General features: G+C 66.6%; 18 protein-coding genes. 6 read left to right on the forward strand and 12 right to left on the reverse strand.

Going from position 1 to position 23,535, the window contains the following annotated elements; translation table 11 throughout:
- The first annotated feature begins 111 nt into the window (after positions 1-111).
- Positions 112-1,149: a fatty acid desaturase family protein gene (locus U5A57_RS00930; RefSeq protein ID WP_321907370.1), complete on the forward strand. Its 1,038-nt coding sequence runs from the start codon at positions 112-114 to the stop codon at positions 1,147-1,149.
- Positions 1,150-1,235: 86 nt separating this feature from the next.
- On the opposite strand, the gene U5A57_RS00935 is transcribed toward U5A57_RS00930, so the two are convergent.
- The 5 genes from U5A57_RS00935 to U5A57_RS00955 all read right to left on the reverse strand — a co-directional run bounded on the left by U5A57_RS00935 (position 1,236) and on the right by U5A57_RS00955 (position 9,050).
- Positions 1,236-1,421 (reverse strand): hypothetical protein, encoded by a 186-nt coding sequence (locus tag U5A57_RS00935; protein WP_028203177.1) that lies wholly within the window; start codon positions 1,419-1,421, stop codon positions 1,236-1,238.
- 333 nt (positions 1,422-1,754) lie between these two features.
- Positions 1,755-2,996, reverse strand: coding sequence for an MFS transporter (locus U5A57_RS00940; protein WP_321907372.1), 1,242 nt, complete (start codon positions 2,994-2,996; stop codon positions 1,755-1,757).
- Positions 2,997-3,089: 93 nt separating this feature from the next.
- A complete protein-coding gene (locus tag U5A57_RS00945) occupies positions 3,090-4,631 on the reverse strand; it encodes an efflux transporter outer membrane subunit (protein ID WP_321907373.1) in 1,542 nt (513 codons plus the stop codon).
- Positions 4,628-5,866: an efflux RND transporter periplasmic adaptor subunit gene (locus U5A57_RS00950; RefSeq protein ID WP_321907374.1), complete on the reverse strand. Its 1,239-nt coding sequence runs from the start codon at positions 5,864-5,866 to the stop codon at positions 4,628-4,630. Before U5A57_RS00950 ends, U5A57_RS00945 begins: the two co-directional genes overlap by 4 nt.
- Positions 5,867-5,876: 10 nt before the next feature.
- Positions 5,877-9,050: an efflux RND transporter permease subunit gene (locus tag U5A57_RS00955; protein ID WP_321907376.1), complete on the reverse strand. Its 3,174-nt coding sequence runs from the start codon at positions 9,048-9,050 to the stop codon at positions 5,877-5,879.
- A gap of 547 nt (positions 9,051-9,597) precedes the next feature.
- Between U5A57_RS00955 and U5A57_RS00960 the strand changes: the two genes are divergently transcribed.
- Positions 9,598-9,810, forward strand: a complete 213-nt coding sequence (locus U5A57_RS00960) for a hypothetical protein (protein ID WP_321907377.1) — start codon at positions 9,598-9,600, stop codon at positions 9,808-9,810.
- Between the two features lie 126 nt (positions 9,811-9,936).
- Positions 9,937-10,998 (forward strand): serine/threonine protein kinase, encoded by a 1,062-nt coding sequence (locus U5A57_RS00965; RefSeq protein ID WP_415765062.1) that lies wholly within the window; start codon positions 9,937-9,939, stop codon positions 10,996-10,998.
- A gap of 22 nt (positions 10,999-11,020) precedes the next feature.
- On the opposite strand, the gene U5A57_RS00970 is transcribed toward U5A57_RS00965, so the two are convergent.
- A complete protein-coding gene (locus U5A57_RS00970) occupies positions 11,021-12,979 on the reverse strand; it encodes a DUF3857 and transglutaminase domain-containing protein (protein ID WP_321907382.1) in 1,959 nt (652 codons plus the stop codon).
- A 449-nt stretch (positions 12,980-13,428) separates the two neighbouring features.
- On the opposite strand from U5A57_RS00970, the gene U5A57_RS00975 reads away from it, so the two are divergent.
- From U5A57_RS00975 to U5A57_RS00985, 3 genes are all read left to right on the forward strand, one after another.
- On the forward strand, positions 13,429-14,829 hold the full coding sequence (locus U5A57_RS00975) for an OFA family MFS transporter (protein WP_321907384.1): 1,401 nt from the start codon (positions 13,429-13,431) through the stop codon (positions 14,827-14,829).
- A 13-nt stretch (positions 14,830-14,842) separates the two neighbouring features.
- Positions 14,843-14,971: an MFS transporter small subunit gene (locus U5A57_RS00980; RefSeq protein ID WP_321907385.1), complete on the forward strand. Its 129-nt coding sequence runs from the start codon at positions 14,843-14,845 to the stop codon at positions 14,969-14,971.
- 183 nt (positions 14,972-15,154) lie between these two features.
- The gene (locus U5A57_RS00985) at positions 15,155-16,543 is read left to right on the forward strand and encodes a DUF308 domain-containing protein (protein WP_321907386.1); all 1,389 of its coding nucleotides are present in this window, start codon (positions 15,155-15,157) and stop codon (positions 16,541-16,543) included.
- A 19-nt stretch (positions 16,544-16,562) separates the two neighbouring features.
- On the opposite strand, the gene U5A57_RS00990 is transcribed toward U5A57_RS00985, so the two are convergent.
- The 6 genes from U5A57_RS00990 to U5A57_RS01015 all read right to left on the reverse strand — a co-directional run bounded on the left by U5A57_RS00990 (position 16,563) and on the right by U5A57_RS01015 (position 23,526).
- A complete protein-coding gene (locus U5A57_RS00990; protein WP_321907387.1) occupies positions 16,563-17,585 on the reverse strand; it encodes an XdhC family protein in 1,023 nt (340 codons plus the stop codon).
- The gene (locus tag U5A57_RS00995) at positions 17,558-18,130 is read right to left on the reverse strand and encodes a carbon monoxide dehydrogenase subunit G (RefSeq protein ID WP_321907389.1); all 573 of its coding nucleotides are present in this window, start codon (positions 18,128-18,130) and stop codon (positions 17,558-17,560) included. Before U5A57_RS00995 ends, U5A57_RS00990 begins: the two co-directional genes overlap by 28 nt.
- Positions 18,121-19,353, reverse strand: a complete 1,233-nt coding sequence (locus U5A57_RS01000) for a VWA domain-containing protein (protein ID WP_321907391.1) — start codon at positions 19,351-19,353, stop codon at positions 18,121-18,123. The genes U5A57_RS00995 and U5A57_RS01000 overlap by 10 nt, the downstream gene beginning before the upstream one ends.
- Positions 19,354-19,358: 5 nt before the next feature.
- Positions 19,359-20,246 carry a MoxR family ATPase gene (locus U5A57_RS01005; RefSeq protein ID WP_321907393.1) on the reverse strand — a complete coding sequence of 296 codons (888 nt, stop codon included), beginning with the start codon at positions 20,244-20,246 and terminating at the stop codon, positions 19,359-19,361.
- 78 nt (positions 20,247-20,324) lie between these two features.
- Positions 20,325-21,122, reverse strand: coding sequence for a xanthine dehydrogenase family protein subunit M (locus U5A57_RS01010; RefSeq protein ID WP_321907394.1), 798 nt, complete (start codon positions 21,120-21,122; stop codon positions 20,325-20,327).
- A 13-nt stretch (positions 21,123-21,135) separates the two neighbouring features.
- Entirely contained in the window at positions 21,136-23,526 is a 2,391-nt protein-coding gene (locus tag U5A57_RS01015) for a xanthine dehydrogenase family protein molybdopterin-binding subunit (protein WP_321907395.1), read from the reverse strand.
- Between the last annotated feature and the right edge of the window lie 9 nt (positions 23,527-23,535).

Here is a 23,535-nt window from a genome sequence, read left to right on the forward strand (position 1 = left end):
TTATGCGCGAAAGATCGGCAAAGTGCGTGCGGCGGCAGCGAGGCGCGCCATTCTTCGGTTTGTCATGTGGCCCTGCTAACGTCGCGGCAGCCTTTGCCGCGAGGAATTTCCATGGAGTCCTTGAGCGCCGAATCCGAAGCGCTTTCCCCCACCGCCACGCGCACCGAACCCGCCGGGCGGCCCGAACGTGCGATGCGCCCGCCGCAGCCCGCAACGTCGGCTCGCGCAAATGCCGCAATACTTGCGTTCGCGTTCACGGCGCTGTGCTACGAACTCGTGGGCTTGCCGCTTTTGCTGGACGCGGCAGGCGGCCCGACGTTCGCCCTGCTGGCAACGCTTGCGCCCGTCGTGCTCGCCACGCCGATCCATTGGGGGCTCATCCACGAAGGCATACACGGACAACTTTCGCGCGACCGGCGCGTGAACGAGTGGCTCGCGCGCGTGCTCGCGATCGGCCTGGCGATGCCGTTCGACGCCGTGCGTTTCGGACACCTGATGCATCACCGCTTCACACGTGAGCCGTTCGACCGCCCCGATGTGCTCGACCAGCATGACGCGAGCGGCCCGCGCTGGCGTCGCCGTGTTTCGTACTATGCGCGGTTGATGGGCGGCCTGTACGCGGCCGAATTGCTGCTGCCGCTGCTGGCTTTCATGCCCGTGCGCCTCGCACGCGCCATCATCGAGCATGGCGTGGGGGCGCACGGACGCGAAGGCGTGCAGGTGCAGCGGCTCTTCGCGAACCACGCCGCCGATCCCGTGAGGCGCAGCCGCGCGCGGCGCGACTGGCTCGCCTCGCTCGCGCTGTATGCCGCTTCGTTCGCGCTGTACGGCAAGGCTTGGCCCGTGCTGCTCGCGGCGATGTACCTGCGTGGACTGTGGCTATCGGTAGCCGATAACCTGCCGCACTACGGCGTCGCGCTCGACGAACCGGGCCGCGCGCGGGATTTCCGTGTGCCGCGCGTTCTGGGCGTGCTGCTCATGAATCATCACCTGCATCGCCAGCATCATCTGCATCCGACGCTGCCGTGGACGGCGCTGCCCGCAATCGCGCACGCCGAAGAGGCCGCAGGCGCGGCGGCGCGGGCGGACTATCTCGCCGCCGCGTTGCGTCAGTTCAAGGGATTGCAGCCGGGCGTCGATCCCGGCTGAGGTGGATGGTGCGAGCGAATGGCGCGCGTGCGCGCAAACCGCGGCGCGTTGCGCCGCGAGGATGCCGCTTCGTCAATTTGCGCCGGCTACATCAGCGCCGGCAGCGTCTCGACAAGCGCAACGGCTGCGAGCACGCCGATCAGCGCGCCGATCACGCGTAGCGTGTTGTGTCTGAATTCCGTCGCGCACGGCACCGCGCCAAGAAAGAGCGCGCCAGCGAGGGCCATCGGGATGATCATCACGAAATCGCCAATCGTGAAATAACCTTCCATGCTCGTCTCCTTATCGTATGGGCGACGCGGGCGCGCAATGGTTGTCGTTCTCGTTGCCATGCCAATGGCATGACGTTGCGGCCCCGGGCCTGAAATCGAGTATAGGTGAGGGCGGCGAGCGCGGCGGCGCGTGTGTGTGCCGTGACGCGCATCGTGAAGCGCATGCCGCGCCGCAAAAGCCCGCCAGAAGCGGCGTTGCGCTGCGGTGCGATGCGCGCGGGGCGCAATTCGCCAGTCGTCTAAATATTACGGACGCCTTTCGATTGCCGCGGCGCGCGGCACACAACGATGCAAGTGCGCATGTCGTGTTCCGCGTCGGGCGATATCGCGAACTCAGGCCGCCCCAGTGCGTTCGCGTGCCCGCAGCCTGAGCGCCAGCGCGAGCCCCACGACCAGCAGCACGATCACGAGGCCGGCCACGCCGGCCCAGCCCGCCGCAGTCCAGAAGTGCCCGCCGATGGAACCCATCACGCTCGAGCCGACGTAATAGGCCAGCAGGTACAGCGCGGCGGCCTGGCCCTTCGCTTCGCGCGCGAGCCGTCCAACCCAGCCGCTCGCCACCGCATGCCCGGCGAAGAAGCCAATGGTCAGGCAGGCGATGCCCGCCGCGATGGCCGCGAGCGGTGCGAACAGCGTGAGCACGACGCCCGTGAGCATCAGCGCGAGACTGGCGACCAGCACGCGGCCGCGCCCGAAGGTGTCGGCCATGCGGCCCGACCACGGCGAGGCGACCACGCCGGTCAGGTAGACAAGGAAAATCGCGCCGATCGCTGCCTGACTCATGCGATAGGGCGGCGCGATCAGCCGGTAGCCGATGTAGTTGTAGAGCGTGACGAAGCTGCCCATCAGCACGAAGCCCATGGCGAACAGCATGGGTAGCCCCGGCCCCGCGAAATGGCGCAGCAGGGCCGAGCGATGATGCGTCAAGCCGAGGCCGCTCTTCGGCACGAAGTGTCGCGAGGGCGGCAGGAGCGAGCGGAACGCCAACATGGAAGCGAGCCCGAGCACGCCGATCACGGCGACTGCCGCACGCCAGCCGAACAGGTCGGTGACGATGCCCGTGATCACGCGCCCCGCCATCCCGCCGATGGCCGTGCCGCCCACGTAGAGGCCCATCGAAAGGCCGAGGCCGTCCGGGTGCATTTCTTCGGCGAGCCAGGCCATGGCCACGGCGGGCACGCCACCGAGCGCAATGCCCTGCAGCGTGCGCAGCACGAGTAGCTGATGCCAGTGCGGCACGAAGGCGGTGGCGAGCGTGAGCAGCGACGACGCGCACAGCGACGCGGTCATCATGCCGCGCCGGCTCCAGCCTTCGGAGACAAAGCCCGCAATGAAGATCGCGATGGCGAGCGCCGCCGTGGTGAACGAGAGCGAGAGGCTGCTCTGCGCGGGGCTCACGCCGAAGGTTTCGGAGAACGCAGGCAGCAGCGGCTGCACGCAGTAGAGAAGCGAAAAAGTGGCGTAGCCGGCGAACAGAAGCGCGAGGCTCGCGCGCCAGAATTCGGGGGTGCCGCGTTCGATGTACGGAACGGCGGAGGGCGCGGAATTGCGCGAGGCGCCCGGTGATGCAGTCACGAGTGAATCTCCAGCAATATTACAAAGGCGCAACGATACGCCTGTTGGGCGATCAGCGTGGTCGAGCGCCGCAGGAGAGGCGGCGCCGGCGGCTTAGCCCGGCGAGCGGGCGGCGCTTGGTGCGCTCGCCGAAGCGCCTTGTGGCCCGCTGGCGGGCTGCGCTTTTTGCACGTCGTCCGGATGCACGAGCGCCGCATCGCTGGGCAGATCCGCCGCGCTCCAGCCGCCGCCCAGCGCCTTCACGAGCGCGACGCTTGCCGCCATGCGCCGGCGCGAGATCGCCACGGCCTGGCGTTCGTTGTTGAGCGCCGTGGTTTGCGCGACGACCACGTCGAGGTACGTAATCGCACCGCCGAGATAGCGATTGTTGATGGTGACGAGCGTGCGCTGCGCGGCGTCCACCGCGCGGTCCTGGGCCGTCGCCTCCTGCTCCAGCACGCGCAGCGCCGCGAGGTTGTCCTCGACGTCGCCAAAGGCGTCGAGCACCGTTTGGCGGTACTGCGCCACGTTCTCGTCGTACTGGGCGCGCGCTTCGTTGCGCACGGCCTCGCGCCCGCCGAAGTCGATCAGCGTGCCCGCGAGCGTCGGTCCGAGCGACCAGAAGCGCGCGGGCGCGACGAGCCACTGGCTGAAGTTGGTGGCCTCCAGGCCGCCCGTGACCGCGAGCATGAGGGTCGGGAAGAACGCCGCCGTCGCCACGCCCACTTGCGCGTTCGCGGCGGCCACGCGGCGCTCGGCAGCGGCAATGTCGGGGCGCCGTTCGAGCAGCGTGGATGGCACGCCCGGCGGGCTCGTGATCGCGCGCACCGTGTAGGCCTCCTTCGGTGCGACGGCGAGCGTGAACGTGGAAGGCGACTGCCCGATGAGAATCGCGATGGCATGTTCGAGCTGCGCGCGCTGCACGCCGAGATCGATCGCCTGCGCCTCGGTGGTCTGCAGCTGCGTTTGCGCCTGGCCCACGTCCGCGTCGGTGGCGATGCCGCCCGCGTAGCGATGCTGCGTCAGTTCGAGCGATTCGCGATAAGCCTGGATCGTGTCGTCGAGCAATTGCCGTTCGCGGTCGAGGCCGCGCAGCTCGAAGTAATCGGTCGCGAGTTCGGCCTGCATGGAGAGCAGCACGGCCTGCATGTCGGCAGCGCTTGCCTGTGCATTGGCCTTGGCCGCCTCGACGTTGCGCGCGACGCGGCCCCAGATATCGGGCTCCCATGTGGCGTCGATGCCGACGGCGTAATCGTTGATCGTTTGACCGGCCTTCGACGTGTACAGGACGTTCTGCGAGGTGCGGTAGCGCGAATAGTCGCCGCTCGCCGTCACGAGCGGAAAATAGCTCGAGCGCTGCTGCGCCACGTTCGCGCGCGCCGCGCGAAAGTGCGCCTGTGCGGCTTGCACGTTCTGGTTCGCGCTCTCGACCTGGGCTTCGAACTTGTCGAGCGTGGGGTCCTCGTAGATCGTCCACCACGCGCCGCGCGGCACGTTGTCGGCAGGCTGCGCAATCGTCCAGCCCGTGCCTTCGAGCTCCTTGAACGTCGCGGCCACGGGCATGCTGGGGCGTACGTAGTCGGGCCCGACCGTGCAGGCGCCGAGCGCCCCGAGCAGGGCCAACGCGAGAAGTCGAACGCGTGCGCGCCTCATCATTCGCCCTGCGCTTGCGCGTTGCTACCCGCACCGCTCGCGCCATGCGCCGCACCTGCCTCGTGCTGCGGCTGCACGATGCGCACGGGCGTACCGTCGACGATCGCGTCCTGCGGATTGACGATCACGCGCTCGTCTCCCGCGAGCCCCGCGGCCACAGCGACGCGGGTGCCGAAGTCGGTGCCGAGCGTGACCTTCACCAGCTTCACGCGGTTTTGCGCGTCGACGGTCGCCACCTTCACGCCGTCCGGGCGGAACAGGAAGGCGTTGCCGGGCAGTGTCATCGGCGTGCCCGAGCCGTCGAGCGCGAAGTGCACCTGCGCATACGCGCCGGGCAGCAGTTCGCCACTGCGGTTGTCGACATCGACTTCCACGAGCATCGTGCGCTGCTGCGCATCGACCGCGCCCGCCGTGCGCGCGACGATGCCAGGGAAGTGCTTGCCCTGCTCCTCGTTGAGTGTGAGATACGCATGCTGCTGCACGCGGATCTGCTGCGCGTAAGCCTGCGGCACGTTCGCGTACACGCGCAGCCGGTCGGCCTGCGCGAGATGAAACAGCTCTTTCTGCGAACTGCCGCCGTTGCCCGCGTCGATGAGCGCGCCCACGTCCACGTTGCGCGCGGTGACGATGCCGTCGAAGGGCGCCGTCACGCGTTCGTACGACTGCAGTTGCGAGAGCCGCGAGACGTTGAAGCGCGCGGAATCGAGCGTGGCCTTTTTCGCGAGCATGTCGCCGACTTTTTCGTCGGCGTCCTGTTTCGCCACCGAGCGCGTTTGCAGCATCTGCGTCCAGCGGTCGGCCGTGGTTTTCGCGAGCGCGTAATTGGCTTCGGCGTTGGCGAGATCGGCGCGCGCGGCACGCAGCTGGTCATCCACTTCGGGTGCGTCGATTTCGGCGAGCAACTGGCCCGCCTTCACGTGCGCGCCGATGTCGAAGTACCACTTGCGCAGATAGCCGTTGGTGCGCGCGTAGATCGGCGTGTCGAGAAACGCCTGCACATTGCCGGGCAACACGAGGTCGAGCGCGCGCGCCGAGCGCTGCGGCGTGACCACCTGCACGGAAAGCGTGCTCGCGGTTTTCGCGTCGCGCTCGAGCGCCGCATGCGCGCTATGGCGCGACCAGATGCCTTGCGCCGCGAGCCCGATCACGATGAGCGCAGCGAGCGCGATGGGCCAGCGCCGTGCTTTATGCGGGCTATGCGGCGCTTGCGGCGGAGGCGTTTGCGAATGATTCGTCATGACAGGGTATTCATGATTTGGGCACCACGTTTTCACTGGCGCGCTGGCGGCGCTCGCCGAGCTTGCGGTAGATGAGCGAGAACACCACGGGTACGAAGATCAGCGTGGCGAGCGTGCCCACCGCGAGGCCGCCGATCACGGCGCGCCCGAGCGGCGCATTTTGCTCGCCGCCTTCGCCAAGGCCAATGGCCATCGGCACCATGCCGATCACCATGGCGAGCGCGGTCATGAGCACCGGGCGAAAACGCGTGTAGCCCGCTTCGATCGCGGCGCGCGCCGCGTCGCCGTGCAGGCGCAACTGCTCGCGCGCGAAGCTGATGACGAGAATGGAGTTCGCCGTGGCAATGCCGATACACATGATCGCGCCCGTGAGCGCGGGAATGGACAGCGTGGTGTGCGTGAGGAACAGCATCCAGACGATGCCCGCAAGCGCGCCCGGCAGCGCCGTGATGATGATGAACGGATCGAGCCACGACTGGAAGTTCACGACGATCAGCAGATACACGAGCACAATCGCGAAGACGAGACCGCCTAAAAGTCCGGAGAACGAATCGTTCATCGTCTGCACCTGGCCGCGCAGCTTGACGGTGGAGGTTTTCGGCAGCGCGTCGCGCGTCTGGTCGATGATCTTCGCGATGTCGTCGGAAACGGCGCCGAGGTCGCGCCCGTCGGCGGTGCCGTAAATGTCGATGGTGGTCTGCGCGTTGTAGTGCGTGACCACCGCGTCGCCCGCCACGCGCTGCATGCTCGCGAGCGAGCCGAGAATATTGCTGCGGCCGTTCGCGGTGAGCGGAATGTTCGCAAGCGACTGCAGCGAATCGATCGTGTATTGCGGCGCTTCGGTCACGACGTTGTAGCTCACGCCGTTGACCGGGTTGAGCCAGAACGTGGGCGTGGTCTGCTGGCTGCCCGAGAGCGTGATGAGCAGATCGCTTGCCACGTCCTTCTGCGTGAAGCCCGCCTGCTGCGCGCGCGTGCGGTCCACGTCGATGAAGATGCGCGGCAGGTCCGCAGGCTGCTGGATGCGCGCGTCGACGAAGCCGGGCACGCCGCGCAGCCGCGCGAGCAGCTTCGCCGCGAACGCGCGGTTTCCCGCCACGTCGCGGCCCACGATCTGCACGTCGATAGGCGAGGGCATGCCGAAGTTCAGCGTCTGGCTCACGATATCGGCGGGCAGGAAGGCGAACTGCACGCCCGGGAACTCGTCGTTGAGCGTGCGGCGCAACAGGCGCACGTAATCCGCCGTGGCGTGATGGTCCTCGTTCAGCGAGATCAGCACGTCGGCGTCGGAGGTGCCGATGGTGCCCGTGTTGCTGTACGACAGGTTGATGCCCGAGACCGGCAGGCCGATGTTGTCGATGATCGAATGCAGCTCGCCCGGCGGAATCAATGTACGCACGCGCTTGTCGATCCGATCGACGAGCACCGCCGTTTCTTCCACACGCATGCCGGTTTTCGCGCGCACGTGCAGCGCGATGGTGCCGGCATCGACTTGCGGAAAGAAGTCGCGCCCGAGGAACGGCATGAGCAGCAGCGAGGCGCCGCAGCAGGCGAGAAACGCCACGACGAACCACACGGGGTGCTTCACGCGCGCCGCGAGAAACACGCGATAGCGCTCGCGCAGCCCCTCGAAGCCGCGCTCGAACGCGAGATGCACGCGCATGAACGGATTGCGCGTCGTGCGATGCAGGTCGGCGGCCTTGTGATGATGGCGCATCAGGTACTTCGCGAGCGTGGGCACGAGCGTACGCGAGAAGAAGTACGAGGCCAGCATGGCGAATACCACGGCTTCCGCGAGCGGGATGAAGAGGTAATGCGCCACGCCCGTGAGCAGGAACATCGGCACGAACACAATGCAGATGGAGAGCGTGGAGACGAGCGTGGGAATCGCGATCTGGTGCGCGCCGTCGAGAATCGCCTGTTCCAGCGTCTTGCCTTGCTCCAGCTGCTGGCTGATGTTCTCGATGGCGACCGTTGCGTCGTCAACGAGAATGCCCACCGCGAGCGCAAGCCCGCCGAGCGTCATGATGTTGATGGTCTCGCCGAGCGCCGCGAGCACGATGACCGAGGTGATCATCGAAAGCGGAATCGAGACCGCGATGATGAGCGTGGCGCGCCAGTTGCCGAGAAATAGCAGGATCATGAGCGCCGTGAGCGCGGCGGCGATGAGCGCTTCGCGCAGCACGCCCTGGACGGAGGCGCGCACGAAGAGAGACTGATCGGCGACCGGATCGATATTGAGCGACGACGGCACGAGATTGCGCAGCGTCGGCATCATCTCCTTGATGCGATCGACGATTTCGAGCGTGGACGTATTGCCGCTCTTGTTGATGGTGAGGAGCGAGGCGCGCTGACCGTCCACGCGCACGATGTTGGTTTGCGGCACGTAGCCGTCGCGCACGTGCGCGACGTCGCGGATATAGATCGTGCCGCTTGCCGTGGTTTTCACGGGAATGTCGTTCAAGCCCGCTAAGCTGTTGGGGCTTGCGTTCATCGTGACCGAATATTCGGTCGCGCCTATTTTCGCCGTGCCGGAGGGCAGGATGAGGTTCTGCGCGCTGATCGCGTTCACCACGTCCATGGGCGAGAGATTGTGCTGCTGCAGCGCGCGCTGGTTGATGTCGACCATGATCTGCCGCTGTTTGCCGCCATAGGGCAGCGGCGCGGAAGCGCCCGGCACGGTCGCGAGCTGCGTCTTCAGGAAGTTGTTGCCGTAGTCGAACAACTCCTGCTCGGTAAGTTGCGGTGAGGAAAGCGACAGGCGCAGGATCGGCACAGTCGAGGCGTTGTAGCGCAGAATGAAGGGCGGCTGGATGCCAGGCGGCAGCGAGCGCAACTGCGCTTGCGAAAGCGCCGTGACTTCGGCGAGCGCTTCCTGGATATTGGCGTGCGGCTGGAAGAAGATCTTCACGACCGCGATACCGTTGAGCGAGGTCGATTCGGTGTGCTCGATATCGTTGACCGCTACGGAAAGGCCGCGCTCGTAGTTGAGCACGATGCGCTTTTCCATTTCGTCGGCGGGCAGGCCCGTGTAGGTCCAGATCACCGAGAGCACCGGGATGTCGATGTTCGGGAAGATGTCCGTGGGCGTGCGCAGGATCGTCAGTGGCCCGACGATCAAGAGCAGCAACGCGAGCACGACGAACGTGTACGGGCGCTTGAGCGCGAGTCGAACGATCCACATGGAACGGCAGGTTCCTTCGCTGGTGGCGGAGTGTGGCTCGCGCGGCTGGTCTGGCCGCGATGGCGAGCGTTTAGGTTATCGGTACCGTGGCCGGCTATGATGGCGCGCTCGAGGTCTTTGCCTGTGCTGCGCCTGGCCTTTGTGGTGCACGGTTGGGACAGGACTATAGCGCCAGTCACGAGGCATCAGCGTACTTTTTCAGGGACTGCCCTAGCAAGGGCGCTGAGAATGGGGTTTACCATCTGTTACAGTCAGCTTTTCGTAAGTTGCGCGAACGAGGCAGGGCGGAGCAGTGACGGTGCAAGGCGGCGTCTGCACGGCGTCGTTGATACACCCCCCTATTTTTTCGCTTTGCGCATGCGCTCAAACAAGCAACAATGGGGATGCCAAGGGTCCGGCCGTGCTTAAGCGCGCGGAACGAGCGGGTCGCCCGAGGCACGTTTGGATGCGCGCGCAACCGTTGGTGCGCATCGGTTTTTTTGTCAGCATGCCGACCGGTTTTCCTTCGAGGGAGCCGGCGAAGGTAGCGAGGTAACGGGGAAACATCATGCAAATCGGTTCTATCGTCCGTTCCGTTCATATCGCCGTGCCACAGGGCGCGCGCGGCATCGTGATGCGCATTCTCGGCGACATGGCGATGGTGACCTGGTATGCCGGGGAGCCTGGCTCGTCGAAGCAACTCAGCACCGAGCCCTTTTTTCTCGAAGATCTGATCGATACGGGCGAGCACGTCATGCCCGCAGGCGCGCAGATCCACTGAGCCTGGGCTCTGTGACACGCTGACGAGGCGCGCCGCGCCTCGTCGCAGGGTTGCGCGCCGCGTTTGTGTTCATCGTGCCCGCCGTGGCGCACCGCGTGCTCGCAGCCACCGCCCGCAAGAGGCACAATTGCGGGTATGAATTACGATCCTTCTCCTCTTCCGGGCGAACCTTCCGGCCCCGGCGATTCCAGCGACCCGCAAGCCGCGCCCTACGCGCGTCTCACGCCTGAATGCGTGCTCGACGCCGTGGATGGCGTGCTGATGCCGGCCAACCGCCGCACGGATGGCCGCATGCTCGCGCTCAACAGCTACGAGAATCGCGTGTACCAGGTGGGCGTGGAAGACGAGGCGCCGCTCATCGCCAAGTTCTATCGCCCCGAGCGCTGGAGCGACGAGGCGATCCTCGAAGAGCACGCCTTCGTCGCCGAACTCGCCGCGCGCGAGATTCCCGCTGTGCCCGCGCTTGCCTTCGAAGGGCGCACGCTGCACGAGTTCGACGGGTTTCGCTTCTCGCTTTTCGAGCGCCGTGGCGGCCGCGCGCCGGATCTCGACCGCAGCGACACGCTCGAATGGCTGGGCCGTTTCATCGGCCGCATTCACGCGGTGGGCGCGACAAAACCCTACGCAGCACGCCCCACGCTCGACATTCAGACGTACGGCTACGAGCCGCGCACGTATCTGCTGGAACATGGCTTCGTGCCCTCCGATGTGCGCGAAGCGTGGCAGGCCGCGGTCAATCTCGCGCTCGAAGGCGTGGAGGCGGCATTCGAGCGTGCGGGCGACGTGCGTTCGCTGCGCCTGCACGGCGACTGCCATCCGAGCAACGTGCTCTGGACCGACGCCGGCCCGCATTTTGTGGACTTCGACGACAGCCGCATGGGTCCCGCTATCCAGGATTTGTGGCTGCTGCTGCCCGGCGATCGTGCGGGCGCCTCGCGTGCGATGGCGGATCTGCTCGCCGGTTATGAGGACTTCTGCGAATTCGAGCCGCGTGAGCTGCATCTCGTCGAGGCGCTGCGCACGCTGCGCCTCATCCACTACTCGGCGTGGCTCGCGCGCCGCTGGCACGATCCCGCGTTTCCGGCCGCCTTCCCGTGGTTCAACACGCAGCGTTACTGGGAAGAGCGCATTCTCGAACTGCGCGAGCAGATCGGCGCGATGCAGGAAGGGCCGCTCTGGCCCGTGTGAACGCTGAACGCGGCGCGCAGGCTCACTGCGCGCTCGCCGGACTGCCGGGCGAGGCGCCCTGAGCAGATGGCTTGACGATCAATTGCGCGCGCAGGTCGCGCGCCATCGTCTCGAACGCGGGGCGCATCTGTGCGAAATCGTCGGCGCTGCACACGTCGCTGGCGAAATGCGTCTGGCCCGTACGCGTGACGCGCAGCACGTTCGCCTCTGCGTCGAGCGCGTACTGCGAACTGAAATCGATGAAGCGGTTGTCGGCGTGCTGCGGCATGGGCACGTCGAGCACGCGCATGCCCGGCGGCAGGACGATGCGCGTGCGCTCGGTCATCACCACGTTGCGGCACATGAACGGCTGCGTGCGCCGCGGCTCGCCGAGCCAGTAGCGCAGATTCGCGTCGAGTCCACCCACGAAGCTCGTGAGCGTGGGCACAGGCGTGGTCATCTCAGGGTCGACGAAACCGTCGAAGGTGCCCGTGAGCGTGAGCACGAGCGGTCCCGCCGTGGCGTCGAGCGGGCTGGAGGCGAGCGTGGCGTTGCCGCGCAGGTTGGCGTTGTGCAGCTCCCATTGCAGCGACTCCTCGCGCTGCGCGGGCGTTTGCAGGCGCAGCACGCTGCGTGTCTGTTCGGCGGACCAGCCCTGCGCCTGCAAGCGGTAGATGAAATGCGCCGAGCCGTCGGGCGCGACCGTGATGTCGAGATCGCTTTCGCGCGTGGTCGAGGCCGTGGCGGGCGTGCGGACCTGCGTGCCGTCGCTGGCGAGCACGGCCACGCGGTCCATATCCGTCGACGGCAGGTAGCCGAACTCGATGTTGCTCGCGGTGGAGTCGGCGAACATCTGCAGATCGGGCAGCCAGGTGATGACGTGATTGATCACGCCGAAGCCCGGCACGCTCGGCAGCGTGTAGACCGTGCCGCTGTTCACGAGCGCCGGCATGCTGCGGATGCCGACGGCGTCGAGCAGCGCGCCGTAGAGCGCGACGTGGTCCTTGCAGTCGCCATAGCGGTTTGCGAGCACGTCGCTGGCGCGGTGCGGCACGATCTCGCCGCGCCCGATATTCATCGCCACGTAGCGGATGTTGCGGCGCACCCAGTCGTAGAGCGACTGCGCCTTCGCGCGCGGCGTGTCGTCGTGCGCCGTGAGCGTGAGCGCGAGACGCACGATGGCCGGGTCGCGCACGGTCGGATCGGCGGCCGCCTCGCGATAGACCTTTGCGAAGGCCGCGTAATCGGGGAAGGTGGACACCATCAGCCGGTCGCCGTAGCTCACGTAGGCCACCGAGCCGTATTCGAGGCGCTGAAAATTCGCCTTGTCGTAGCGATACTCATAGCGCGTGCGGCCGTTCACGGTGGCGGGCGGCAAAACGGTAAAGCCGCGCGCGTCGGCGTAGAGCGGCACTTTCGCGGGCAGGTCGTAGATCACGCGGAAGTTGTGCGTGGGCGCGAGGTCGGGCGGCGTGAAGTCGCTGAACCAGCCCGGCACGAGCGGCACGCGCTGGATCTTGCGCCACGTGAGATGCACGCGCGCGCCGGGCTCCACGGCCGGGAACACGATCACCTTGTCCTGCACGTCCTGGAACATCGGGGCGTCGAACGAGCGCACTTCCTGCACGTCGCGGATCTGCTCGGGCCGCACGTCGTGGCGGCCGCCCTGGGCGTCCTCGGTCCACGCTTCGAGCACCTCCACGTGGGCCATCTCGCGGTTGAACCACACGTAGTACTGGCCCGCGCGCGCAATGCCGGCCTCGGTGTTCACGCGCAGCGTGAGCGAGTCGAGCTTGGTGTACGAGCCGTCCGCGTTGACCGTGAAGGTCTGCGTTTCCGATTCGTTGGTGTAGGGCGCCTGCGCGGCGCTGCCCGCCGGATTCAGTTCGCCCGTTTCGAGGGGCACGGGCGTGAGCTGCGCCACGCCCGGGCGCAGGTCGGCGGCGAAGGTTCCCGTAGCGGGGCCGAGCACGGCTAGGCAAAGAGCGAGAGCGAGGCGCATTGGGGGGCTCGGCAGGGGTCGGGTCGCGGATGGGCGCTACTCCCGTCACTTAAAAGTCATGCAACCGGCTTGTCAAGCGGATGGCCCGCACACAGCCCGCAGGGGGCCCTGTATCGAGCATTGAGTCTAAATGCTGGGCCGCGCCATGAAACGCCCGCCTGCGTTGTTGTCCCTGGCGTCCTGCGGCGCCGCCGCCAGTTTGCTGCGCACGCAACAATCGGCCGAGCGCGACGGCGCGCGGGCCGCTGAAGGCCATATGTATGTTTACCTCATATTGCCAAGGCAGCGCCTGGGGTCTAAGGTTCGTGCAGCCGTCAAGCGGCAAATAAGTGTTCTGTGCGCTAACGCACAAAAGAGCACGTAAGACCACGCCTACCAACAGCCATTTTGGATGGGACCAGAGAGAGCGCCCACCCCTCGCTCCACCTCTGGTTGATTCGGGAGATCCCATGAGCAGCGTTGCAGATTCGACGCGCGGTGCGCAAAGCGCACCTTTCTTTTCCAAAGAGGCGACCGTCGCCCCGCCGGGCTTTTCGCGCTGGATGGTGCCGCCCGCAGCGCTGGCCGTGCATCTGTGCATCGGCCAGGCCTATGCGTTTTCCGTGTTCAACGCGCCGCTCACGAAGGTGATCGGCATTACGCAGTCCGCGCCCGATGACTGGTCGCTCACCACGCTTGGCTGGATTTTTTCGCTGGCCATCGTGTTTCTCGGCCTTTCCGCCGCCTTTGGCGGCAAATGGCTCGAACGTGTGGGCCCGCGCCGCACGATGTTTACCGCGGCATGCTGCTTTGGCGGCGGCTTCCTCGTTTCCGCGCTTGGCGTGTATCTGCATCAGATCGCGCTGCTCTATCTCGGCTACGGCGTGATTGGCGGCATCGGCCTTGGGCTCGGCTACGTCTCGCCGGTTTCGACGCTGATCCGCTGGTTCCCCGACCGCCGCGGCATGGCAACGGGCCTCGCGATCATGGGCTTCGGCGGCGGCGCGATGATCGCCGCGCCGCTCTCCGTCATGCTGATGAAGCACTTCGCGAGCGACACGAGCGCGGGCGTCGCCCAGACCTTCGTGGTGCTCGGCGTGGCGTACTTCATCTCGATGTCGATCGGCGCCCTCGCCATTCGTGTGCCCGCGCCCGACTGGAAGCCCGCGGGCTGGACGCCGCCGGTCGTCGCGAAGAAGCTCGTGTCGAACCAGCACGTGCACATCGACCAGGCGCTCAAGACGCCGCAGTTCTACCTGATCTGGCTCGTGCTGTTCCTCAACGTGACGGCCGGTATCGGCATTCTGGGTCAGGCCTCGGTCATGATTCAGGAAAGCTTCAAGGACACGGTGACCGCCGGAGCGGCGGCGGGCTTCGTGGGCCTGCTCTCGCTCTTCAACATGGGCGGGCGCTTCGTGTGGGCTTCGGCTTCCGACTGGGTGGGCCGCAAGAACACCTACTTCATTTTCTTCGTGTTCGGCGCGGTGCTCTATTACGCGGTGCCGCAGTTCGCGCAGAGCGGCAACATCGTGCTGTTCGTGCTGGCGTACTGCCTGATCCTCTCGATGTACGGCGGCGGCTTCGCGACCGTGCCCGCGTATCTCGCGGACATGTTCGGCACGGCGTTCGTCGGCGGCATTCACGGCCGTCTGCTGACTGCGTGGGCGGCGGCAGGCGTGGCGGGCCCGGTGCTCGTGAACTACGTGCGCGCCTATCAGGTCGCGAACGGCGTGGCGAAGGCCGACGCGTACACGATGACTGTGCACATCATGGCTTCGCTGCTCGTGCTCGGCTTCATCTGCAATCTGCTCGTGCGCCGCGTGGACGCGAAGCATCACATGAGCGAGACGCAACTCGCCGCCGGTAAATAAGGAGGAACGCGCAATGTCTAGTCAAGCTGCCCCGAAATCGTCAAACACGGCGCTGATGGCGATCTTCTGGCTTTACGTGCTGGTGCCGCTCGTGTGGGGCGTGACCAACACGCTCACGCAGGCGATGAAGCTGTTCGGCTGATGCCTCGACGTTGAAGTGAAGCGAGGCGGCGCGAGCCGCCCGCGAAAAACCCGTACTGCGGGCCGCCGACGCGAGTCGCGGCCCGCAGTTTTTTGGGGCGCGTAGTCGCGTGCACGCTTGTGGCGATCCCTCGCCGCACGGCAGTACGATGCGTTTTCGTAACGCGGCATCCGGAGACGGACGATGGTGCGGATCATGATGATCCTGCTAGGCGTGGAGTATCTGCGCGAGCGCTGGCGCGGCGTGATGGCCGTGGGCGTGATGAGCGCGCTCGTGGGCGCGGCGCTCTTTATCGACGCGCTCGACGGCGTGCTGTATTTCCATATCGCGCCGTTCGCGTGGCTGCTGCTGATCGAAGGCCTCGCCACGCTCGCGGTGGCATGGACCGGCATGGGCGGCCAGCGCACGCTGCGCTATGTGAAGGGCTTCGGTTTTTGCATCACTGCGGTGCTCGTGCTTTCGGGCTACCGGCACGCGTCGTTCATTATTTCGATGGTGTTCGCCACGCTCTTTCTCGCCGATGGCCTGCTGCAGATCGCGTCGGCCTGGGTCGTGCGCTATCGCACGTGGCGTCTCGCGCTGGCGGGCGGCGCGCTGCAGATCGCCATCGCCATTTTTCTCTATCAGCCTTATCCCACGCACTACAAGGGCACCGTGCCGTACTGCCTCGGGCTCATTCTGATGTTCGCCGGCTGGAACCTGCTGCTGCTCGCGTTGCGCGCGCGCCGGCTTGCCGTGAATCCGGCGGCGGCGCAGGGCGGCGCGGCAGCGCTCGTGGCGAGCGCGGTGGGCGCGGCGAATGCGGCCAAAGGCCAGGCGCAGAGACTCGCACAAACCGTGTTCGACGGGCCGCCCGCGCCGCACGAGCACGCGCTCACGGTACACGTGTGGACGCCAGTGGGCACTTCGAGAGCCGAGGCGCGGCGCCAGCCGCTCATCGACCGTTATATTGCCGCCGTCGATCGCGATGGCGTGATTTCCACGGGGCACGCCGCGCTCGAATCGCCCGAGCGTGTGTACATCAGCCTCTATCCGGCCGTGGAAATCGATCGTTCTCCCGATGAATTCACGCGCACGCTGCGCGCGACCCGCGAGAACGACGTGCCGGGCCTTTTCCAGCCCGACTACGTAACGGAGTCGCAGGCGTGGTGTCCGTCCACGCGTCAGGTGCGCATTCGTAACTACGATCCGCTTCGGCTGGAAAGCTTCTGGCAGCGCTATCGCGAGGACACGACCTATAACCTCACGCACCGCAATTGCTCGAGCACGGTTTCGCACGCGCTGGAGGCGGCGCTCGAAGGCGCGACGCCGCGTGTGTGGGGCCACGGGTGGCTCGCGTTCGCGCGCATGCTCACGACGCCGGAGCTATGGGTGGCGGCGCAGGTGCGCAAACGCGGCCAGACAATGGCGTGGACGCCGGGACTCACGCTCGACTACGCTCGCGCGCTGAGCATGCTGGCGGACCCGCGTCCTTCGGGATGGACGCGCATGCTCAGATCGCTGCGCGCGCGGATGTTAAGACGGGAGCGCAGGCACGAGGCCGATCGCGACGGGCGCTCGCCTCACGCGTGAAGCGACCAACAAACCGGCCTCACACGTCGCACGTCGATCCCGCACCCGCCGCGTGTTCGCGCGCGGCCTTGGCGCCTTCCACCTGGAGAATGGTCGGCAGCGACACACCGTTTTTCGCCGCCGTGACTTCCGCGAGGATCGACACTGCGATCTCCGGCGGCGTGCGGCTGCCGATGTAAATGCCCACCGGGCCATGCAGCCGCGCGAGTTCCGCTTCGCTCAGGTCGAACTCCTTGAGCCGCTCGCGCCGCGCCGCATTGTTGCGCCGTGAGCCCAGCGCGCCCACGTAGAACGCGGGCGTCTTGAGCGCTTCCATTAACGCGAGGTCGTCGAGCTTGGGGTCGTGCGTGAGTGCGATCACGGCGCAGCGTTCGTCGAGCTTCATGTCGAGCACGGTGTCGTCGGGCATGGTGCGCACGAGCGCCGTGCCGGGCACGTCCCAGATGTCGGTGTATTCCTCGCGCGGGTCGCACACGGTCACCTGGTAGTCGAGCCCCACCGCGATCTGGCAAAGATAGCGCGAGAGCTGCCCCGCGCCGATCACCAGCATGCGGTAGCGCGGGCCGTGAATCGTGAGCAGACGCGCGTCGTCGAAGTCCACGCCATCGGTCGCTTTTGCGGGGCCGAGCGTGGCGCGACCGGTCGCCATATCGAGTGTGCGCGCAACCAGATCGCCGCGCTCGACGGTTTCAAGCAGTTCGCGAATGCCCGAGGCCTCCGAGAGCGGCTCGAGCACGAGCTGGATCGTGCCGCCGCATGGCAGTCCGAAACGATGCGCCTCTTCGGCCGTGATGCCGTACTTCACCGCCTCGGGTCTGGCGATCGTGACGCCTTCGCGGCGCACGCGGTCGATCAGATCGTCCTCGATGCAGCCGCCCGAAACGGAGCCGACCACGTGGCCATCGTCTCGCACCACGAGCATCGCGCCCTCGGGGCGCGGCGACGAGCCCCACGTTTTCACCACTGTCACCAGCAACGCGCGGTGCCCTGCGTCGAGCCAGTTCACGCTGGATTTCAGGACTTCGAGATCCACGCTGTCCATGATCGTTTCCTCTTCGGTGTTTCCTCTGCGCTTTCGCCTTGCTGTTCGCCTTCTGCGTCGCTTCCGGCAGGCGTCGCCGCTTCGTCGGTATTGTGCTGCGCATCGCCGCCGAGCTGTTCCCCGAAACGCTTGAAAAACTCGCCTGCGATCTTGCGCGCCGCGCCGTCCACGAGGCGCGAGCCGATCTGGGCGAGCTTGCCGCCCACCTGGGCGTTCGCGGTGTACGTGAGCGTGGTCGACTCGTCGCCGGCGGATTCGAGCTTCACGTGCGCGTCGCCCTTGCCGAAGCCCGCTGCGCCGCCCTGGCCCTCGAAAACGATCGTATAGCTGTTTGGTGCTTCGATGTCGGCGAGCTGCATGCGCCCCTTGAAGCGCGCCTTCACCGGACCTACGGCGGCGGTCAGCGCGACGGCGTAGGCGTTCTCGCCATCGGCTTCGATGCTTTCGCAGCCCGGTATGCACGCCTTGAGGATCGCCGTGTCGTTGAGCGCTTCCCAGGCGCGCTGTTGCGGCACCGGCAGCGTGTGGCTTTCGGTCAACTCCATCGTGTGTCTCCTTGCGTACGTGCAACCGGCGCGGCTTCGCACAGGCTGCGCGCGAACGCTTCGAGGCTGTCGAGATTGTGGACGGGGTAATGCGCGTCGACGTGCGGCAGCATTGCCTGCACGCCACGCGCTTTGGGGGTGAAATCGCGGTAGCGCAAGAGCGGATTGAGCCAGGTCACGCGGTGCGCGAAGCGGTGCAGGCGCGCCATCTCCTCGCCGAGCAGGCTGCATTCATCGTGATCGAGCCCGTCGGTGACGATCAGCACCGTCGCGCGGCCGCCGAGCATGCGGCGCGCCCAGCGGCGGTTGAATTCGGCCAGCGTCGCGCCGATGCGCGTGCCGCCCGACCAGTCCGCAACCTGAGTGGCGAGCTGCGCAAGCGCGACATCGGGGTCGCGTTCGCGCAGCGCGCGCGTGGCGTGCGTGAGGCGCGTGCCGAACAGAAACACCTGTAGGCGTTCGCGCGATTGCAATAACGCGTGGCAGAAGTAGAGCACCGCGCGCGAATAGCTGCTCATGGAGCCCGAAATGTCGAGCAGCAGCACGAGCGGCAGCTTGCGCTCCACGGGCGCGCGATATTTCCACACCGTCCAGTCGCCGCCCGCGCGCACCGCGTGGCGCGCGCTCGCGCGCAAATCGGCATGCGTGCCGTGCGACGATGCCTTCAGGCGCCGCGTGCGTTCCGTGGCGAGCGGCAGGCGGCGCGCGCGGATCAGGTGGCGCAGCGCGCGCCATTCGTCGGCGGAAAGCGTGTCGAAGTCGCGCTGGCGCAGGCGTTCTTCGGCGCTGAACGTGGCGTGCGCGCGCAATTCATGTTCTTCGTGCGAGGGCGGCGGCTTCGCGCCGGGGCGTGCGGACGGGCGTGCGGCGAGCGCGTCGGCGAGGCGGTTGTTGCGGCGCGGCGGCGGCACGCCGCCTTGCACCTTCGGTAACAAGAGCGCGCGCAGCTTGCCTTCGAAATCGGGATCGCGCCAGAAGAGGGCGAAGGCGGCGTCGAAGATCTCGCGCTCGTCGGGCGCGCTCGTGAGGAGCGCGGCGAGCGCCGCATGCACGTCGTCGCGGCGGCCGAGGTCGATATGGCGCAGCGCTTCGATCGCGTCGACGGCGCGCGACGGCGACATCGGCAGGCCCGCGCCGCGCAGCACGCGCACGAAATGCACGACGTTGCGCGCGAACGTGGGCAGGGTGTTGATCGAGGCGGTTTCGTTCGCGGCTGCGGACATCGTGCTCACTCCGCGAGCGCGAGCGTTTGCGCGATGCGTTGCGCGTCGAGCTGAGCGAGGTCGTCCTGATACTTCAGCAGCACGCCCAGCGTGTCCTGCACCGATTGCGGATCGAGTTCCGTCACGGCGAGCGCGGAAAGCGCGCGGCACCAGTCGATCGTTTCGGCAATGCCGGGCGCCTTGAAAAGGTCCATGGTGCGCAATTGATGCACGAACGCCACGGCGCGATGCTGCAATTCCGGGGCGGTTTCAGGCGCGCGCGCAGCCACGATCGCGAGTTCGCGCGCGCGGTCGGGGTAGCCGAGCCATTGATAAAGACAGCGCCGCTTGAGCGCGTCGTGCACTTCGCGCGTGCGGTTCGAGGTGATGATGACAAGCGGCGGCGTACTCGCGCGCACGGTGCCGTACTCGGGAATCGATACCTGGAAGTCCGAAAGGAGTTCGAGCAGGAAAGCTTCGAACGGCTCGTCGGCACGGTCGATTTCGTCGATCAGCAACACGCGGCGTGCAGAAGGGTTCTGCGGATCGGGTTGCAGGGACTGCAGCAGCGGGCGCTTCAACAGAAATTCGTCGCGATAAAGCGTGTCGTTGCGTGGCTTTTCGCCGGCGGCTTCGGCAAGACGCAGCGCCATGATCTGGCGCGGGTAGTCCCACTCGTACAGCGCGCTTGCCGTGTCGAGCCCTTCGTAGCATTGCAGGCGCAAAACCGTCGTGCCGAGCATCGCCGCGGAGGCCTTCGCGAGTTCGGTCTTGCCCACGCCCGGCTCGCCTTCGAGAAAGAGCGGCCGCTCCATGCGCAGCGCGAGAAAGAGCGCCGTGGCGAGCTCGCGGCTCGCGAAATAGCCGCGCGCTTCGAGCTGCGCGAGGGTGTCGTCGATCGAGGCGGATTGCATGAGTCTGTCTTGCTGGCGCGGATCAAAGGCGGCGAGCGCTTCCGTGCAAAAGAGGAAGCGCTCGCCCTCGAGACAAGCCTAGCCGTTGGCCTTCGCCACCGCGCGCGCCGCGAGCACCGGTATGAGGTGCGCGCGATACGCCGCGCTCGCGTGCAGGTCGGTGTTGAGGTCGTCGGCGGCGACTTTTACCGCGCGTGCGGCTTCGGGCGCGAAGTTCGTCTTCAGCGCGCTTTCCAGCGCGCCTTCGCGGAACACCGATGGCCCGGCGCCCGTGACGGCCACACGCACCTCGCCGGGGTATTTCGCGACGAACACGCCCGTGAGCGCGAAGTGCGAGGCCGGATTGCAAAACTTCTCGTAGGCCGCGCGCTCGGGCACCTGGAATTCGACGGACACAATCAGCTCGTCGGGCTCCAGCGCCGTTTCGTACATGCCGAGGAAGAAGTCGTCGGCCGCGATGCGCCGCCGGTCCGTCACCACCGTCGCGTTCAACGCGAGCACCGCAGCCGGATAATCGGCGGCGGGGTCGTCGTTCGCGAGCGAGCCGCCGAGCGTGCCGAGCGCGCGCACCTGGCGGTCGCCGATCATGCCCGCGAGGTCCGCGAGCGCCGGCAGCGCGTTGCGGATCTGCGCATTTTCGGCGACGTCGGCATGGCACACGGCCGCGCCTATCTTCACCACCTTGCCGTCCACCTGCACGGCTTTGAGCTCGGGAATGCGGGTGACATCCACGAGCGTGGTGGGCTGCGCGAGGCGCAGCTTCATCGCCGCGAGCAGGCTCTGGCCGCCGCCGAGGAATTTAGCGTCGGCATCGGCCGCGAGGGCTTTCACGGCGCCTTGCGCGTCACTGGCGCGCTGATAGTCGAATGCGTACATGGAGCGCCTCCGCTCAAGGTTGTGAAGTGGCCTGCGCGGCCTGGATCGCTTGCCATACCCGATGCGGCGTGGCCGGCATCTGCAGGTCCTTCACGCCTAACGGCGAGAGTGCGTCCAGAATCGCGTTGATGACGGCGGGCGGCGAGCCGATCGCGCCGGCTTCGCCGCAGCCCTTCACGCCAAGCGGATTGTGCGTGCACGGCGTGCCTTTCGCGGTTTCCACCGTGTACGAAGGCACATCCGACGCGTGCGGCATCGCGTAGTCCATGTACGAGCCGGAGAGCAGCTGGCCGCTCTCGTTGTCGTACACGCACTGTTCGAGCATCGCCTGGCCGATGCCTTGGCCCAAGCCCCCATGCACCTGGCCTTCGACGATCATCGGATTGATGACGTTGCCGAAGTCGTCGACGGCGGTGAAGCGTTCGATGCGCGTTTCGCCCGTCTCGGGATCGACTTCGACTTCGCAGAGATACGCGCCCGACGGATACGTGAAGTTGGTCGGGTCGTAGAACGCGCTTTCGTCGAGGCCCGGTTCGAGCGTCTCCAGCGGATAGTTGTGCGGCACGTACGCGGCCAGCGAGATTTCCGCAAAGGTCTTCGTGCGGTCGGTGCCCGCCACGCGGAATACGCCGTCGACGAACTCGATGTCCTCCACGCCCGCTTCGAGCATATGCGCGGCGATCTTCTTCGCCTTCGCTTCGATCTTGTCGAGCGCCTTCATGATGGCCGAGCCGCCCACCGAGATCGAGCGCGAGCCGTAGGTGCCCATGCCGAACGGAATGCGGCCGGTGTCGCCATGCACGATCTCGACCTGCTCGATCGGCACGCCTAATCGATCGGATACGACCTGCGCGAAGGTCGTCTCGTGGCCTTGGCCGTGGCTGTGCGAGCCCGTGAACACCGTGACGGAACCGGTCGGGTTCACGCGGACCTCGCCCGCTTCGAACAGGCCCGCACGCGCGCCAAGCGCACCGGCGATGTTCGATGGCGCGAGCCCGCACGCCTCGATGTAGCACGAGTAGCCCAGACCTCGTAGCAAGCCTCGCGCCTTCGATGCGTCGCGCCGCGCGGCGAAGCCCTTGACGTCGGCGAGTTCGAGCGCGCGCCCGAGGCATGCTTCGTAGTCGCCTGTGTCATAGGTGAGGCCCACAGGCGTGGCATACGGGAAGCTCGTGATGAAGTTGCGGCGGCGGATCTCGGCGCGATCGATGTTCATCTCGCGTGCGGCCGTTTCCACGAGACGCTCGACCACGTAGGTGGCTTCCGGGCGCCCTGCGCCGCGATACGCATCCACCGGCACCGTGTTCGTGAACACGGCTTTCACTTCTGCGTAAATCGCGGGCGTGGTGTACTGGCCCGCGAGCAGCGTGGCGTAGAGAATGGTCGGCACGCTGGAAGCGAACGTCGAGAGATACGCGCCCATGTTCGCCGTGGTGTGCACGCGCATGGCGAGGAACTTGCCGTCCTTGTCGAGCGCGAGTTCGGCTTTGGTGACGTGGTCGCGGCCGTGTGCGTCGGATACGAAGGACTCCGATCGTTCGGCGGTCCACTTCACCGGACGGCGGATTTTCTTCGCGGCCCACGTGAGCGCAACATCTTCGGCATACAGAAAGATCTTCGAGCCAAAGCCGCCGCCCACGTCGGGCGCGACGATGCGCAGCTTCGTTTCGGGCAGCCCGAGCACGAACGCGGCCATGAGCAGGCGCTCGACGTGCGGGTTCTGGTTGGACACGTACACGGTGTAGCTGTCGTCGTGCTGCGAGTAGCTCGCGTTCACGGCGCGCGGCTCGATGGCGTTTGGAATGAGCCGGTTGTTGACGATGTCGAGCGTCGTTACGTGCGCGGCCTGTGCGAACGCGGCGTCGGTCGCGGCCTTGTCGCCGTGGCCCCACGTGTAGCAGGTGTTGTTCGCCACGCCGTCGTGCACGAGCGGTTGGCCCGCGTCGGCTGCGTGCGCCGTGTCGACGATGGCCGGCAGCTCTTCGTAATCGACTTCGATCAGTTCAGCGGCGTCCTTCGCGGCCTTGACCGAATCGGCGATCACGAGTGCGACCTGGTCGCCCACGTGGCGCGCTTTCTCGTGCGCGATCACAGGATGCGGCGGCTCGTTCATTGGCGTGCCGTCGATGCTGTGGATGAGCCAGCCGCACGGCAGGCCGCCCACGTTTTCCGCCGCGAGGTCCGCGCCGGTGAAAACGGCAACGACGCCGGGCGCGGCCTTTGCCGCGTTGGTGTCGATGCTCTTGATGCGCGCGTGCGCGTGCGGCGAGCGCACGAACACCGCGTAGGTTTGTGCGGGCAGCACGACGTCGTCGGTGTACTGGCCTACACCGGTGAGGAAGCGGTAGTCTTCCTTGCGCTTCACGGGCGCGCCGATCATGCGATTGGGTTCGGGTGCGTTCATGGTGGCCTC

It is taken from the genome of Paraburkholderia sp. J11-2 (assembly GCF_905220185.1).
Classification (GTDB): domain Bacteria; phylum Pseudomonadota; class Gammaproteobacteria; order Burkholderiales; family Burkholderiaceae; genus Paraburkholderia.

Coding starts and splice junctions, on each gene's coding strand:
- U5A57_RS00930 (WP_321907370.1), top strand. CDS start 112: ATGGAGTCCTTGAGCGCCGAATCCGAAGCGCTTTCCCCCACCGCCACG.
- U5A57_RS00935 (WP_028203177.1), bottom strand. CDS start 1,421: ATGGAAGGTTATTTCACGATTGGCGATTTCGTGATGATCATCCCGATG.
- U5A57_RS00945 (WP_321907373.1), bottom strand. CDS start 4,631: ATGATGAGGCGCGCACGCGTTCGACTTCTCGCGTTGGCCCTGCTCGGG.
- U5A57_RS00950 (WP_321907374.1), bottom strand. CDS start 5,866: ATGACGAATCATTCGCAAACGCCTCCGCCGCAAGCGCCGCATAGCCCG.
- U5A57_RS00955 (WP_321907376.1), bottom strand. CDS start 9,050: ATGTGGATCGTTCGACTCGCGCTCAAGCGCCCGTACACGTTCGTCGTG.
- U5A57_RS00960 (WP_321907377.1), top strand. CDS start 9,598: ATGCAAATCGGTTCTATCGTCCGTTCCGTTCATATCGCCGTGCCACAG.
- U5A57_RS00970 (WP_321907382.1), bottom strand. CDS start 12,979: ATGCGCCTCGCTCTCGCTCTTTGCCTAGCCGTGCTCGGCCCCGCTACG.
- U5A57_RS00975 (WP_321907384.1), top strand. CDS start 13,429: ATGAGCAGCGTTGCAGATTCGACGCGCGGTGCGCAAAGCGCACCTTTC.
- U5A57_RS00980 (WP_321907385.1), top strand. CDS start 14,843: ATGTCTAGTCAAGCTGCCCCGAAATCGTCAAACACGGCGCTGATGGCG.
- U5A57_RS00985 (WP_321907386.1), top strand. CDS start 15,155: ATGGTGCGGATCATGATGATCCTGCTAGGCGTGGAGTATCTGCGCGAG.
- U5A57_RS00990 (WP_321907387.1), bottom strand. CDS start 17,585: ATGGACAGCGTGGATCTCGAAGTCCTGAAATCCAGCGTGAACTGGCTC.
- U5A57_RS00995 (WP_321907389.1), bottom strand. CDS start 18,130: ATGGAGTTGACCGAAAGCCACACGCTGCCGGTGCCGCAACAGCGCGCC.
- U5A57_RS01000 (WP_321907391.1), bottom strand. CDS start 19,353: ATGTCCGCAGCCGCGAACGAAACCGCCTCGATCAACACCCTGCCCACG.
- U5A57_RS01005 (WP_321907393.1), bottom strand. CDS start 20,246: ATGCAATCCGCCTCGATCGACGACACCCTCGCGCAGCTCGAAGCGCGC.
- U5A57_RS01010 (WP_321907394.1), bottom strand. CDS start 21,122: ATGTACGCATTCGACTATCAGCGCGCCAGTGACGCGCAAGGCGCCGTG.
- U5A57_RS01015 (WP_321907395.1), bottom strand. CDS start 23,526: ATGAACGCACCCGAACCCAATCGCATGATCGGCGCGCCCGTGAAGCGC.